Source organism: Mannheimia massilioguelmaensis, assembly GCF_000940515.1.
Taxonomy (GTDB): domain Bacteria; phylum Pseudomonadota; class Gammaproteobacteria; order Enterobacterales; family Pasteurellaceae; genus Basfia; species Basfia bettyae.
The window spans coordinates 60,778-75,365 of sequence record NZ_CDQL01000008.1 but is presented as its reverse complement, the minus strand read 5'-3'; the positions used below and the strand labels follow the sequence as shown (position 1 = coordinate 75,365).

Below are 14,588 nucleotides of genomic sequence, written 5' to 3'. Positions count from 1 at the left end.
TTCTAACTCTCTAAAATGGATAATCCAGGCAACGTAGAAAAACTTTGCGACTTAACTGTTTCATAAAAATCTTCGAGATAAGCAATCTCCGCATCTTCTTTACGATAAGCTGCATATAAATTGCTATGTAAACCCTGCTTAGTAATCTTACGAGCTACTATATAGCCTCGATCTAGGTAAGGTTTTGCCGCCCAAAATGGCATTGCCGTAATACCTCGTTTACTTGCAACAAGTTGAATAATCGCAATAGTTAATTCACTCGTACGCCGTTCTGGATTAATTCCTGCTGGTTTCAAAACCTGTCGCAATAAATCTAACATATCATCTGGAACTGGATAGGTGATCCAGGTTTGTTCGGCAAAATCTTCAGCTTCCCAAATTTCTTTATTAGCAAGTGGATGATCTTTAGCACATAGACCGACCATCTCATAAGAAAATAATGGTTTATGAATAATCCCATCAGTTTCCTCTATTTCTGAGACTACGGCCCAATCAGCACGATGAGTCATTACAAGCCCTACCGCATCAGTATGAAAGCCTGAGACAATATCCAATTCTACTAATGGCCAATGTTGACGAAAGCTATCCATCGCTGGCATGAGCCAATCAAAACAAGTATGGCATTCAACCGCTATTCGCAACTCGCCTGCTTCGCCTTGTTTTACACGAGAAAGATCGCGCTCTGCGGCAACAACTTTAGGCAAAATATCATTAGCTAATTGAATCAAACGATCTCCAGCAGCAGTAAAACGTAGAGGATTACTTTTACGTTCAAACAATGGCAACCCATATTGATCTTCCAACAATTTTATTTGGTGAGAAAGTGCGGATTGAGTGAGATATACTTGTTTAGCCGCTAAAGAAACAGATCCTGTTTCTTTTAATGCTAATAAGGTCTTTAAATGACGTAGTTCAAGAAATATAGGTTTCATTAAAATAATTCATATAACTTTGAAAAAAGATGAACTATTCTAGCTTAAAATTATTCATAGTTTAATAACCCAAAAGCATAGAAATTAATTCTATGCTTTTATAATTACTAAAACTTATCCTTTTAAGCGTTCAAATCCTGCTTTTAAATCTGCAATAAGCTCATCGACCTGTTCGAAACCAATATGCAAACGGATTAATGTTCCTGTGAGTTTACGCTTAATATTAGGACGAATGGCAGCAATCTCTTCAGGTTGATTATAAAGGATCAATGATTCAAATCCTCCCCATGAATATGCCATACTAAACAATTCAAAATGATCCATAAAACATGATAATTGTTGAGAGTTTAATTTCTCATTAAATTCAAAGGAAAATAAGCCTGCTGAACCCGTAAAATCACGTTTAAAGAATTTATGCCCTGGGCAACTTGGTAATGCAGGGTGATACACTGCTTTCACTTCAGGTTGCTTAGCTAACCAATTGGCGACTTTAATACTACTTTCTTCATGTTGTTTAAAACGGATCGCTAAACTGTGCAAACCTCGAGTGGTAGTATACGCACTATCGGCATCAACCATTTGTCCCATTAAGTATGAATTTTCACGTAATTGATCCCAACAACGCTGATTAGCTACCGCTGTACCAATCATAATATCGGAATGTCCAACAAGATATTTAGTTCCCGCTTGAATTGAAATATCAATATCATGTTCTAACGCCTTAAACAAAATTCCGCCCGCCCAAGTATTATCGATCATAATGATAATTTCTGGATTCACTGCACGAACTGCTTTTACGATTGTTGGTACATCTGGTACTTCCATTGTTAATGAACTAGGGCTTTCTAGAAATAAAACTTTTGTATTATCTTGAATTAGTTTTGCAATTTCTGCACCATCCATAGGATCATAAAAAGTTGTAGATACCCCTAACCGAGATAATACTTGAGTACAAAAATCTTGTGTTGGCTCATAGGCCGCACCACTCATTAATACATGATCACCTTGTTGTACAAAAGCTAAAATACTATTTGTTATCGCTGCTGCGCCACAAGGATAAAGATAACATCCTGCTCCCCCTTCTAACTCACACATTGCATCTTGTAAGGCAAAATGAGTTAAGGTTCCACGACGTCCATAAAATAAAGCTTGTTTAGTACGATTAATTGTCGCTTGCTTTTTATCTGCAATTGAATCAAAAACTAATGAAGAGGCACGTTGTATGACTGGGTTAACACTTCCCTGAGTTACTCTTTTATTCCGACCAGCATGGACTAATGAGGTGGCTAATGAATATTTGTGTGACATAAATACTTCCTATGCTTTTTATTATGATAAGGTAACAATAATTAATTCAATAGATAAAATCAACTATTAACCTTAGGATGATTTTTTTAGAATATAGGTCATCGATTTTGCCTTGTTTAATCACAATAGGCAAAATATTTCTTAAGTTATTTGCAATAGAATAATTAAACGACTCTGGCAAATAAAAAATTAAGATATCACTAACCCATAGTTATCCATAGATTGTAGATTAGCTATATAGGAACTTTTTCTTTCGCCACTCCTTGTGAGTGGCTTTTTTTATATTAAACCTGTTAAACAATATGACCATTTTCAATGGTGAGAATACGATCAATTTTACCCGTTAACTCATTAGGTTGATGAGTCACTATCAGTAAAGTAAGTTGTTTATGCTCACAAATTTGAGATAATAAATTCAACATTTCTAGACGTAAGATAGGATCTAATGCCGAAAAAGGCTCATCTAATAATAGAATAGGTTTATCCCTCAATAAGCATCGAGCTAATGCAACTCGCTGTTTTTGCCCGCCCGATAGTTGATCGGGTTTACGGGTTAAAAATTTTTCTAATCCTACCGCACTTGCTACCTGCTCTACTTGTGCCCATTGTGCCTCATTGAGTTTTAAATGCGGCTTTATGCCTAATCCAATATTTTGTTCAACAGTTAGATGAGGAAATAAATTATTCTCTTGAAACAACATAGAAACTGGGCGTTCACTGGGTTCTGTCAATGTATGATTTTGTTGATTTAACCAAATCTCGCCTGAATTTGCATATTCAAATCCAGCAATAAGATTTAATAAAGTACTTTTCCCCGCGCCACTCGCACCAATAATAACAATCCGCTCCTTAGGTTGAATATGTAAATTAAACTCCATTAACATATTTTTATATTGAAACTGAACTTGATCTAGCTTAATCATGGGGCTTTTCCTCGGTAGGAATATAGGAGCGTTCCACTATCACAAACATCGCGAAACAAACTAATAATAGAATTAATGCCGTAATAGCTGCTTGATCACCTCGGTAACTGCCTAGCTGTTGATACAATAAATAAGGTAACGAAGAAAAATCTTGGCTACCAAATAAAGCGATTGCCGTAAAGTCACCTAATGATAAAGCACAAGCTAATGCAAAGGCATATTTTATCGGTGCTGCCAATGTATGCCATTCAATAAGGCGAAAACGCTGCCAACCTTTAATCCCTAAAGATTGACAAAGTTTCTCATAATATTGAAGATTCATATTCATGGGCACTGCCAAAATTTTCAGCACAAATGGCATTGCTGATAGGGCATTACATAACACCATAATGGCAAATAAATGTGCCGAAGAAAATTCAATATGTTGTAATAATAAAAATAAACCGATGGCCACAATTAAGCTTGGAATGGCTAATACTAACATGCCTAAATTAAGCAATAAATGAGCAAGCTTTTCAAAATAAAACCATGCTAAACGTCGGGATAGCTCTAATAGTGCTATGGACATCAGCAATGCTAACAAGGCAGAAATCGGTGCGATAGAAAAGGAATATGCCATAGAACGCCATAATTGTGGGTCTTGCCATGCATGAAGTGCATCTTTCGCCACTAATGCACTAATGACAATATGAACTAAAGGAGAAAGTATAAATAAACTGACTATAGCAATCATTAAAATTTGCCAAAATTTAACCGCACTTTTCTGTTTGGCGAACCATAATTCTCTAAAACTTAAATGTGTTTCTGGCAATTTACTAAACATGCTACTGAGTGCAAACAATAAGAAACAAACAATAAATTGTAATAGCACAAATAAAGCCGCTTTAGATAAATCAAAATCAAAGATAATGGCTTGATAAATTGCCACTTCAAGGGTGGAATATTTTGGTCCTCCACCTAAACTCAATACGATAGCAAAACTGGTAAAGCAAAGAGTAAAAATCAATACCAATGTAGGTAATAGTTGCTGACGTAAATAAGGCCATTCAATTAATCGAATAAATTGCCAACCTTGCATATTTAATTGTGCGGCGAGTTGTCGTTGTTGATTAGGAATACTATGAAAACTCTGCAAAAACATACGTGCGGCTAAAGGAATATTAAAAAATAAATGGGCGATTAGAATACCTGATAAGCCATAAATATTAGGTTGCCATGAGATATTTAGATAAGTTAAAAGTTGTGCAAGCCAACCAGATGAGCCATAAATTCCTAATAAACCCAAAATTGCTACTAAAGAAGGCAATACAAAAGTTAAGGAAAATAATTTTAATAGCAATAATTTCCCTTTAAACTGCTGATAAAAAAATGCCCTTGCAAAGAACAATCCAATAAGCACTGAAAGCCCAGCAGAAAGACTAGCTTGCCAAAAGCTAAACCTTAATACTTGATATAAATAACTATCTTGCCATAAACTTTGCCAAGAGTGAGCTTCCCCCTGATAAAATACGGCTAATAAAGAGCCTCCATAAATCACCATTAATAAACATAGCACCAAAATCCCGCCCACATAATGGGCAGGAGCTAAATGTTTAATGGAAGGAAATAATAAGGACATAACGCCGTTATTTACTCAATGCTGACTGCCATTGGTTTATCCAAGATTTCAATTGTTCATCACTAATCATCAAGGTATCAATAGTTTTACTTTTCATCACGGCACTTTTTAGTGCATCGTAATGAGGCTCAATATTGCCTTCAACCACTGGCAACATAATCCCTTTAGTGATAATGGTTTTTTGGCTATCTGGTTGCAATAGAAAACTTAAAAAATGATCCGCACAAGCATTATTTTTTCCTGCGATTTTGCCTGCCATATCAATTTGTAAGGTTTCACCCTCTGCAAATTCTGTGGCAGCATAGTTGGAATTATGCTCATTCAGCAAATGATAAAGCGGAGAGGTATTATTACTTAATACCAAATCAGCTTCTCCTTTTAAAAAACTACCATAGGTTTCTGACCAACCTTTGCCAACAGTAACAGTATGTTTCTGTAATGTTTGCCACTGTTGATTAATTTGATCTTGTGGATAAAGCATATTCATCCAAACTAATAATCCTCTTCCAATACTGCTTGTACGAGGATCTTGATAAATCACCTTAAGATCTTCACGTTCAATTAACTCTTTTAAGCTCTTAGGTGGATTTTGTAGTTTAGTTTTATCATAAATAAACGCATATTTTGAAAACTCATAAGGCACAAAATATTGGCTCTGCCACTTAACTGGCATGTTAACATGGTTCAAGCTGACACCATGAGGTGCAAATAAACCTGTTTTTTCAGCAGCTTCTAATTGATGATTATCCATACCAATCACCACATCAGCTTTGGTTTTCTTTCCCTCCAAACGTAAACGATTTAACATGGTGGTACGGCTATCAAAAGGAATCATATTAATTTGACACTGAGGGAAGGCTTTTTCAAAATTGGTTTTTACTTCAGGGCCGGCTCCCCACTGTGCAGCAAAATATTCTTCTGCATAAAGGTTGACCGATTGGTTCTCTGCAACCGCTTGTCCAGACAGAAAAAGTGCGGTTGAAAAAAGAAAAATTTTAGATTTAGGCATAAAAAAATCCTTTAATTGAAATTAAAGGAATTTAAGTGCGGTACAATTTTAGAAAAATTTACTCGCTTTCTCAAATCCCTACGCTGTGATTAATCAGATCAGGTTCTACGGGTTTCTCTCAGCCTCAAATGAAGCACCCCGTTGAGAACGGCAAATAGTTTAATCGCTTTTAAGGGATTTATTCAAGCCATTTTTCTACAGAGAGGTTTAAAATAAGTATGACATTAATTAAGTATCTTATAAGCAACTGCATATTTAAAACATTTCTTCACCATCTAACTTTTTATAATCTTTAAGATTCAGTTACAATACACATATAAATCTACATACCAAAGACTTAGGAACATCTATGAGTATGCCCATTTCTGCCTTTCAAACAACGTTAACCCAACTTGCAGAATTATTAATTGAGCAATTTCCTGATCAATGTAATTCGCAATTGTACAAAGATATTATTGATCAACAACAGGATCTGAATGCCCCAATTGGACGGCTAGCACAGGCTATTGCGATGTCTGACTTTGTGGTAGAAATTTTCAAAAAACAACCGCACTTTTTATGGGAGTGTTGGCAAACTAGCCCCTCATTATCTGATTGTGAAAACTATGCTTCTCGTTTAACTCTGTTATTAAATACAGTAACTGACGAAGCGGGGTTATATAAAACATTACGACAATTCCGTAACCGTGAAATGGTGAAGCTCAGTTTTTGTCAGAGCCTGAATTTAGGCACGGTAGAGGAAATTTTTATTCGTCTTTCACAATTAGCTGAAGCATGCATTATTTGTGCAAGAGATTGGCTCTATAAACAAGCTTGTGCAGATTGGGGAACACCGGTGGATGAACAAGGACATCCTCAACAACTTTATATTCTTGGAATGGGCAAACTTGGTGGTTTTGAACTTAATTTTTCATCAGATATTGATTTAATCTTCACCTATCCTGCTAATGGTGAAACTGTTGGAACTCGTAAACCAATGGAAAACCAAAAATTCTTTATGCGTTTAGGACAAAAACTGATTAATACTTTAGATGAATTTACGGTTGATGGTTTCGTTTACCGTACAGATATGCGTTTACGTCCATTTGGTGAAAGCGGTGCATTAGCATTAAGTTTTAATGGAATGGAAACCTATTATCAAGAACAAGGGCGAGATTGGGAACGCTATGCCATGATTAAAGGACGAATTTTAGGGGCAGATGAACAAGATCCTAATATCAAAACCTTACGCCAACTACTTCGTCCATTTGTTTATCGCCGTTACATCGATTTCAGTGTTATCCAATCTTTACGAGAAATGAAGCATAAAATTGAGCGTGAAGTCCGTCGTCGTGGCTTAGTGGATAATATAAAGCTTGGTGCAGGTGGAATTCGAGAAATAGAATTTATTGTACAAGTTTTTCAACTCATTCGTGGCGGTCGAGAAATTGCCTTACAAAAACATGAATTACTCAAACTTCTCCCTGAAATTGAAAAACTAGGTCTGATTAGTGCTAAGCAACATCAAGATTTAATGCAAGCCTATTTATTCTTACGCCGTGTAGAAAACGTATTACAAGCCATTGATGATAAACAAACACAATTACTACCTAGCAAAGAATTAGATCAATTACGTTTAGTCGAAGCAACAAAATGTTTTACTCTTTGGGATCAAAATCATCAAAGCATTGAAATTCATTATCCTATTACTGATTGGCAAAGTTTTTATCACATATTACAACAACATCAGCAAAAAGTGCGGTCAGTTTTTCAAAATTTAATTGGACAAGATGAAGAACCAGAACAAGATATCAAAGAAAATGAATGGCGTGATTTTCTAGACGCCCATATTGAGCAGAATGAGTTATCTGATATTTTGATCCAACAAGGGATCGGCGAAAATGAACGAGAAGAATTAATCCATAAATTAGAAGCTTTCCGTTCTAGTGTGAAACTCCGTTCTATTGGCATTCGAGGACGAGAAGTGCTTGCTCAGCTTCTACCAAATTTATTATTACAAATTTTTTCTCATGCTGAATACCGCACTTTGTTACCAAGAATGTTAAACATTGTCGAGAAAATTCTAACCCGAACAACCTATTTAGAATTATTACTTGAGAACCCTCAAGCATTAACACAACTAATAGAATTATGTGCAAAATCACAACTTATTGCCGAACAGGTAGCACAACATCCAATTTTATTAGATGAGTTATTAGATCCTAAAGCTTTATTAGATCTACCCTCTTATGAAAATTATCCTTCGGAATTACAGCAATATTTACTCCGTTTGCCTGAAGATGATGATGAACAATTTATTACGGCATTACGCCAATTTAAACAAGCTACGCACCTCCGAGTCGCTGCTGCAGATATTTTAGGCGTATTACCAGTCATGAAAGTGAGTGATCATCTTACTTTCCTTGCCGAGGCCATTATCCATGCTGTAGTCAATCTTGCTTGGCAACAAGTCACTGCCCGTTTCGGCAAACCCGAACATTTACAAGATAACCAAACGGGTTTCTTAGTTGTAGGTTATGGGAAACTTGGCGGGATCGAATTAGGTTATCGTTCAGACTTAGATTTAGTCTTCCTCTATGATGGAACGCATCAAGGTCAAACTATCGGTGGAAAAAAAAGCATCGATAATAGCCAATTCTACCTGCGTTTAGCACAAAAGATCATTAGCATTTTCAGCATGAATACCAGCGCAGGGATTCTTTACGAAGTGGACATGCGATTACGTCCATCAGGTAATGCAGGACCACTAAGTTGTTCATTTAAGGCATTTGAAGATTATCAAATGAATGAAGCTTGGACTTGGGAAAAACAATCTCTTGTGCGTAGTCGTGCAGTCTATGGTGAACCTGCATTAAGAGCTCAATTTAATGAAATACGTACAAAAATTTTATCTACCTCTCGTGATTTACAAACACTTAAAATAGATGTGCGAGAAATGCGTGAGAAAATGTATGAACACCTCGCTAACACAAATCCAGAGCAATTTAATATTAAAAAAGATCATGGAGGCATTACAGATATTGAATTTATTGCTCAGTACTTAGTTCTAGCACATGCACCAGAAAACCCGGCATTAGCTTATTGGTCAGATAATGTCCGTATCTTTGATATTATGGCGGAGCATCATATTATTTCACTTGATCACGCAGAAACCTTGAAAAATTGCTATACCAAGTTAAGAAATAAAATACATCATCTGAATTTATTGGGGGCGCCTTCTATCATTAGCAGTAGTGAATTTACTAAGGAACGCCAATTTATTGATGGCGTCTGGAATACCTTATTTACAGATTAACCTCCATAGGGTAAGCCCTACACTTACCCTTATCATTTACCTATAAACAGGTATCAATTTTGATTTAAATCATTAAAATCACTTGATTTTTAAAAATTACTTTCTATTTTTCACCAAATACCCTACTATTTTTGTCAACTTATTTACTTTTACTCTATCATAAACAAAATCTGAGGTATCTATGACGTTTTCAAATCAAAAATTAAGTGATATTGCCATTTCTGTACCAGGTGCAATTAAATTATTTCGAGAATATGATTTAGATTATTGCTGTGGTGGTTCTGTGGAATTAGCCAGTGCAGCACAAGCGAAAAATTTAGATATAAATGAAATTAACACACGCCTAACTGAGCTACAAAATACACCATCTGAAATTGATGAGACTAATTGGACTGAAGCACCATTTAATGAACTTATTACTTATATTATTGCTCGCTTCCACGATGGTCATCGTGAACAATTACCAGAATTACTGGAACTAGCAAAAAAAGTAGAAGAAGTACATGCTGATCGCGAAGATTGCCCTATAGGTGTAGCTGCAGAATTAGAAAATATTTTTGCAGATCTTTCCCAACATTTAATGAAAGAAGAACAAATTCTTTTCCCAATGATTAATGCAGGGAATTATATGATGGCAACCATGCCGATTCGTGTGATGGAAATGGAACATGATGAAATGGGCGATCAATTAGAAGTTTTAAAATCACTTACCAATAATGTCACCGCACCAGCAGATGCATGTACAAGCTGGAGAACATTATATTCAGGTATTGCTCATTTTATTGACGAATTAATGTTACACACTCATACTGAAAATAATATTTTATTCCCTCGAGTAAGAAAAGCAGCTGGCGTAGAATAGTGTAACGATTTTCAAACTTTCAAGGGCTAGTATTCTAGCCCTTTCATTTGAGAAATTTTTGAATATTTCACCGCACTTTTTCTTCATGTAATCGAATAATCGAGCGCAATCCTAAAGTATTCCCTTGATCATCTTTAATATTTTCTATTGAAAAACTATATCCGTGTAATTCTGCAATACGATAAACAATAGAAATACCTAAACCACTGCCTTTTTCATTTTGACCTGCTGGGCGATAAAAGCGTTGACCAAGCTTTTGAATTTCTTCATCACTTACTCCACCGCCATTATCCTCAATAATCACAGCATTTTTTGTTAAAATTATCCGGATAAAAGATCTCTCCGAACAATATTTAATCGCATTATCTAATAAGTTGCCTAACATTAATGAAAGCAATAACGGCTGACCTTGTTTTTGTAAAGGTATAGATTGTTTATCAAAAAATAACTGCATATTACGCTTCGCCGCATAACCTGATTGAGTCCGCAATACATGCTCTATCAGTTCTTGCCAATTAATGTTTTCTAACTCCTCCAACTCATCTAAATTATCAAGACGGGATAAAGTTAATAATTGTTCCACAAGATTCGTCATGCGACTGATAGCTTCATTTAGATTATTAAGCGCTTCCTGTTGTAATTCAGGTTCATCATTCAGCATTTGCACCAATTCTGTTTGCACTTTTAAACCTGCTAACGGACTACGTAACTCATGAGCAGCATCAGAAGTAAAGCGTCGTTCCCGAATTAATGTCTTTGCACTTCTTGCGATATAGCTATTTAATCCATTCACTAAAGGTAATACTTCTGTAGGCATATTTTCGGTACTAATCAGCATATTATCATCTGGTTTACGTTTTTTAAGATTTTCAGATAATTGCTTTAATAAGCTAAATTCCCTTGTGATGATCCAAACAATAAAACCTAGCATAATAGGGAAAGTCAATATCCATATCAGCAGTTGATCCCATACAAATTTGTTAATTAATGTATCACGATATTCAACTTGTTGACCCACAGCAATTAATAATTCTTTGTCCTTAGATGGAAGCCAAAAAACACGCCATTCTTCATCACTATTAGTTAATCTAGCCGTAGAAAATCCCTGAGTAGGTTGGAAAGGTAAGTATTCGCCATTAGCATCATCGCTGACAACTTTTTCACCATAGCGAGTAAAAATTGCAAAGGCTAAGGCGTCATCATCATATTGTTTTGATGTCACACCTTGCAGGCTTGATTGATCCACAAAACCTCCAGCAGGTGAAATAAGAGAATTTTGTTTTTCATATAAAATTTGTTGTAATGAAGAAGAAGCTAACCGCTTAGCCAATAAAATTTGTCGACTATCAAAAATATGGTTGATCTCTATATGCACATAGTCCCATGTAAAATATCCTATAATCCCCCGAACAATTAAAGATACAAGGGATAAAATAATAATTAAACGAAAACGAATGCTCTTCATATAACGCATCTATATATTATTCACTTTTTCCTAATGTATAACCTACTCCATGCACTGTTCGAATAAAGCTTTTGCCTAATTTTTGACGTAGATTATAAATATGCACTTCCAAAGCATTACTGTTAACTTCGCCTTCCCAACTATACATTTTCTCTTCAATAAATGAACGAGAAAGCACTCGTTCTTTATTTAAAATAAATAACTCAAGTAATTTATATTCACGAGTCGTTAAAAAAACATCTTCTCCGTTTAATAACACTCGATGGTTTGTTGCATCAAATTTTATGGCGCCATGTTCAATAATTGGATTCGTTTGTCCATGATGACGACGAATTAATGCTTGCAAACGAGCAATGACTTCTGAAAGAGCAAAAGGTTTACATAGATAATCATCTGCACCTTGTTGTAATCCTAGCACACGTTCGTCCAACGTATCACGAGCAGTCAATACCAAAACTGGGACATCAATATTATCTTGACGCCAGCATTTTAAAATATCTAAACCATCCATACGAGGTAATGTTAAATCTAATACTACAGCATCATATGGTGCGGCATCAATGGCTTCAAAACCAGTTTTACCATCAGTAAACCAATCAACCAAAAAACCAGATTTAGTTAAACCAACTTTTATGCCATTACCAATTAATAAATCATCTTCTATTAAGAGTATTCTCATCATTATCCTCAAAATTATAGAAATAAATGTAGGGATACACTGCTGCTACTAAAATAACAAACAACATTATTTAGTTCTGGGCAGACGAACGCAGCAGTGTATTCCTATATTTATTATCGTTTATTATAAAAATACATGTTTCTATACAAAAAAAGCGACATCCTGTCGCCATATATCAATTATTGTTCGGTTCTTTCAATATGAGAGGCTTTTTTATCCATATTAAAAGGAAGATTTATATGCTCTCCAAGAGGCTCAATCCGAATTGCTTCCACCTCAATTTTACCCCATGAAGTATCCACATCAGCAATTAATTTCACTTTATCTTGTGCGGTGAAAAGCCCTTTATTCCACGCTCTGCGATCAATCCCTAAGGTAATTTCACCACTATCATCTCTAAATAAATAAGAACGACGCCCCACTTGTTTGACGATATAACCTTCTAACACAATAATTTGATCATCTTCCCATTTTGTCGCATTCGCAACCTTATTCACTCTATTTGATGTGGCCAAATTGCCTTGTGGAGCAGGCATATAACCACCAAACTCCATAGGGGTTAAATACTCTTCTAACATTTTAGCATCCTCTTCTGATTGAGAATTAGGGGTTATTTGAGCATCTAATTCAAGCCTTGGCGGAATAATCGTTTTATTACCAACACTATTAACAGAATCGCTAAATTCTTCTGTTTTGACAGGCTCAACATTAGCCAACACAGACCCTAAGCTTGATAGCAGTAGAATTATGACAAAATTTATCTTATTCATAAATAATAATCTTCGTAATCAAGTGAAGACAATATATAACGGATTATAATGTATAATTTATGCATTGATATTGCAATGAAAATACTTTATAAGACGCAAATATTAGAAAAATTTCTATCTCAACAACCGCACTTTTACATAATAAACAGCGGTTTAATTTAGAAAAATTATTACGATGTCTTCAACCTCATAAAAAATATGATCGGCAAAATAATTAAGAAAATGACCGCACTTATAATAACAGCAGCACGAAATTGCCAATGTTTGGTTTTATGGCGGAAATGTTCCATAGCGAGATGAATACCAATAAATCCACCTGAAAAACACAATGTAAAAAAGACAGATTCTTCAATCCGCCATTCTTTGTTTTGTGCTCTTTGCTTATCTGCTCGCATCAAAAAATAAGCGGCGATATTCACCGCCGCTAAGTAGATAGTTAACGTCCAAATAAACATTATTTAGCGTATACTGGCAAACGTTTACAGATAGCTAATACTTTTGCTTTGGTTGCTTCAATCACTTGTTGGTGATTATCTTTACCCATACTATCTAATACATCACACATCCAACCTGCTAAATCAGCGGCATCATTTTGTTTAAAACCACGACGAGTAATAGAAGGTGAACCTACTCGAATACCAGAGGTAATAAAAGGTTTTTGTGGATCATTAGGAACAGAGTTTTTATTTACTGTGATATGTGCAGCACCTAATGCAGCATCAGCAGCTTTCCCTGTTAAGCCTTGTTTAACAAAACTTACTAAGAATAAGTGATTTTCCGTGCCATTGGATACAATTTCATAACCACGTTGTTTAAATACATCAACCATCGCTTTAGCATTTTGTAACACTTGTTTTTGATATTCCTTAAACGTAGGTTGTAATGCTTCTTTAAAACATACTGCCTTTGCAGCAATTACATGCATTAACGGACCACCTTGCCCAGCGGGAAAGACCGCACTTTGCAGTTTTTTATAAATTTCTTCATCTTTGGCTGATGAAAGAATTAAACCACCACGAGGGCCAGCTAAGGTTTTATGCGTCGTTGTTGTTACCACATGTGCATGAGGTAATGGATTTGGATAAATTCCTGCCGCAATTAAACCTGCAACATGAGCCATATCAACAAATAAATAGGCGCCCACTTCATCGGCAATTACACGCATTCTCGCCCAATCAACAACTTGGGAATAAGCTGAGAAACCTGCTACGATCATTTTAGGTTTCACATCTAACGCTTGTTGGCGTAAAGCATCATAATCAATCAGCCCGTCTGCGTTAATACCATATTGTTCGGCTTTATAAATTTTGCCAGAAAAACTGACTGATGCGCCATGAGTCAAGTGACCGCCATGAGCAAGGCTCATACCTAAAATGGTATCACCTGGATTTAATAATGCCATGTACACAGCCGCATTAGCTTGAGAACCAGAATGTGGTTGTACATTCGCATAATCAGCACCAAATAGTTCTTTTGCACGATCAATAGCTAATTGTTCAACAATATCCACATATTCACAGCCACCGTAATAACGTTTACCAGGATAACCTTCCGCATATTTATTGGTTAATTGAGAACCTTGAGCTTCCATGACGGCTTTGGTCACATAATTTTCAGAAGCAATTAATTCAATATGATCTTCTTGGCGACGATTTTCATTTTGAATAGCGTCCCATAATACTGGATCCAATTCTGCAATTGATTTATTTTCTAACATTAGGCTTTTC

At 35.6% G+C, this 14,588-nt stretch carries 12 protein-coding genes and 1 riboswitch; of the genes, 2 read left to right on the top strand and 10 right to left on the bottom strand.

The annotated features are described in order from the left end of the window. Nucleotides 1-2: 2 nt before the first annotated feature. The 5 genes from BN1226_RS08760 to thiB all read right to left on the bottom strand — a co-directional run bounded on the left by BN1226_RS08760 (nucleotide 3) and on the right by thiB (nucleotide 5,790). Nucleotides 3-932, bottom strand: coding sequence for a LysR family transcriptional regulator (locus BN1226_RS08760; protein ID WP_044470874.1), 930 nt, complete (start codon nucleotides 930-932; stop codon nucleotides 3-5). 114 nt (nucleotides 933-1,046) lie between these two features. Continuing rightward, nucleotides 1,047-2,240 carry a cystathionine beta-lyase gene (gene metC / locus BN1226_RS08755; protein ID WP_044470873.1) on the bottom strand — a complete coding sequence of 398 codons (1,194 nt, stop codon included), beginning with the start codon at nucleotides 2,238-2,240 and terminating at the stop codon, nucleotides 1,047-1,049. A 293-nt stretch (nucleotides 2,241-2,533) separates the two neighbouring features. Then, on the bottom strand, nucleotides 2,534-3,163 hold the full coding sequence (gene thiQ, locus BN1226_RS08750; RefSeq protein ID WP_044470872.1) for a thiamine ABC transporter ATP-binding protein: 630 nt from the start codon (nucleotides 3,161-3,163) through the stop codon (nucleotides 2,534-2,536). Next, nucleotides 3,156-4,781 carry a thiamine/thiamine pyrophosphate ABC transporter permease ThiP gene (gene thiP, locus BN1226_RS08745; protein ID WP_044470871.1) on the bottom strand — a complete coding sequence of 542 codons (1,626 nt, stop codon included), beginning with the start codon at nucleotides 4,779-4,781 and terminating at the stop codon, nucleotides 3,156-3,158. Before thiP ends, thiQ begins: the two co-directional genes overlap by 8 nt. A 7-nt stretch (nucleotides 4,782-4,788) precedes the next feature. Then, a complete protein-coding gene (gene thiB / locus BN1226_RS08740) occupies nucleotides 4,789-5,790 on the bottom strand; it encodes a thiamine ABC transporter substrate binding subunit (protein WP_044470870.1) in 1,002 nt (333 codons plus the stop codon). Nucleotides 5,791-5,847: 57 nt separating this feature from the next. Next, nucleotides 5,848-5,941: riboswitch (TPP riboswitch) on the bottom strand. A 198-nt stretch (nucleotides 5,942-6,139) separates the two neighbouring features. On the opposite strand from thiB, the gene glnE reads away from it, so the two are divergent. After that, the gene (gene glnE / locus BN1226_RS08735) at nucleotides 6,140-9,085 is read left to right on the top strand and encodes a bifunctional [glutamate--ammonia ligase]-adenylyl-L-tyrosine phosphorylase/[glutamate--ammonia-ligase] adenylyltransferase (protein ID WP_044470869.1); all 2,946 of its coding nucleotides are present in this window, start codon (nucleotides 6,140-6,142) and stop codon (nucleotides 9,083-9,085) included. A gap of 181 nt (nucleotides 9,086-9,266) precedes the next feature. Further along, complete coding sequence (gene ytfE / locus BN1226_RS08730; RefSeq protein ID WP_044470868.1) at nucleotides 9,267-9,947, top strand: iron-sulfur cluster repair protein YtfE; 681 nt, start codon at nucleotides 9,267-9,269, stop codon at nucleotides 9,945-9,947. A 67-nt stretch (nucleotides 9,948-10,014) separates the two neighbouring features. Here ytfE and BN1226_RS08725 read toward each other — a convergent pair whose 3' ends face one another. The 5 genes from BN1226_RS08725 to glyA all read right to left on the bottom strand — a co-directional run bounded on the left by BN1226_RS08725 (nucleotide 10,015) and on the right by glyA (nucleotide 14,578). Continuing rightward, nucleotides 10,015-11,421 (bottom strand): ATP-binding protein, encoded by a 1,407-nt coding sequence (locus BN1226_RS08725; RefSeq protein WP_044470867.1) that lies wholly within the window; start codon nucleotides 11,419-11,421, stop codon nucleotides 10,015-10,017. A gap of 7 nt (nucleotides 11,422-11,428) precedes the next feature. After that, nucleotides 11,429-12,091: a response regulator gene (locus BN1226_RS08720; protein ID WP_044470866.1), complete on the bottom strand. Its 663-nt coding sequence runs from the start codon at nucleotides 12,089-12,091 to the stop codon at nucleotides 11,429-11,431. Between the two features lie 179 nt (nucleotides 12,092-12,270). Further along, nucleotides 12,271-12,861 carry a YgiW/YdeI family stress tolerance OB fold protein gene (locus BN1226_RS10460; protein WP_082041921.1) on the bottom strand — a complete coding sequence of 197 codons (591 nt, stop codon included), beginning with the start codon at nucleotides 12,859-12,861 and terminating at the stop codon, nucleotides 12,271-12,273. A gap of 170 nt (nucleotides 12,862-13,031) precedes the next feature. After that, complete coding sequence (locus BN1226_RS08710) at nucleotides 13,032-13,316, bottom strand: DUF1294 domain-containing protein (protein WP_044470865.1); 285 nt, start codon at nucleotides 13,314-13,316, stop codon at nucleotides 13,032-13,034. Then, on the bottom strand, nucleotides 13,316-14,578 hold the full coding sequence (glyA, locus tag BN1226_RS08705; RefSeq protein WP_044470864.1) for a serine hydroxymethyltransferase: 1,263 nt from the start codon (nucleotides 14,576-14,578) through the stop codon (nucleotides 13,316-13,318). The genes BN1226_RS08710 and glyA overlap by 1 nt, the downstream gene beginning before the upstream one ends. Nucleotides 14,579-14,588 lie beyond the last annotated feature (10 nt).

What these genes read in the sequence shown, in the direction of transcription:
- BN1226_RS08710 (WP_044470865.1), bottom strand. Translation starts at nt 13,316, where the DNA reads ATGTTTATTTGGACGTTAACTATCTACTTAGCGGCGGTGAATATCGCC.
- BN1226_RS08760 (WP_044470874.1), bottom strand. Translation starts at nt 932, where the DNA reads ATGAAACCTATATTTCTTGAACTACGTCATTTAAAGACCTTATTAGCA.
- metC (WP_044470873.1), bottom strand. Translation starts at nt 2,240, where the DNA reads ATGTCACACAAATATTCATTAGCCACCTCATTAGTCCATGCTGGTCGG.
- BN1226_RS10460 (WP_082041921.1), bottom strand. Translation starts at nt 12,861, where the DNA reads ATGAATAAGATAAATTTTGTCATAATTCTACTGCTATCAAGCTTAGGG.
- BN1226_RS08725 (WP_044470867.1), bottom strand. Translation starts at nt 11,421, where the DNA reads ATGCGTTATATGAAGAGCATTCGTTTTCGTTTAATTATTATTTTATCC.
- ytfE (WP_044470868.1), top strand. Translation starts at nt 9,267, where the DNA reads ATGACGTTTTCAAATCAAAAATTAAGTGATATTGCCATTTCTGTACCA.
- thiB (WP_044470870.1), bottom strand. Translation starts at nt 5,790, where the DNA reads ATGCCTAAATCTAAAATTTTTCTTTTTTCAACCGCACTTTTTCTGTCT.
- BN1226_RS08720 (WP_044470866.1), bottom strand. Translation starts at nt 12,091, where the DNA reads ATGAGAATACTCTTAATAGAAGATGATTTATTAATTGGTAATGGCATA.
- thiP (WP_044470871.1), bottom strand. Translation starts at nt 4,781, where the DNA reads ATGTCCTTATTATTTCCTTCCATTAAACATTTAGCTCCTGCCCATTAT.
- glyA (WP_044470864.1), bottom strand. Translation starts at nt 14,578, where the DNA reads ATGTTAGAAAATAAATCAATTGCAGAATTGGATCCAGTATTATGGGAC.
- thiQ (WP_044470872.1), bottom strand. Translation starts at nt 3,163, where the DNA reads ATGATTAAGCTAGATCAAGTTCAGTTTCAATATAAAAATATGTTAATG.
- glnE (WP_044470869.1), top strand. Translation starts at nt 6,140, where the DNA reads ATGAGTATGCCCATTTCTGCCTTTCAAACAACGTTAACCCAACTTGCA.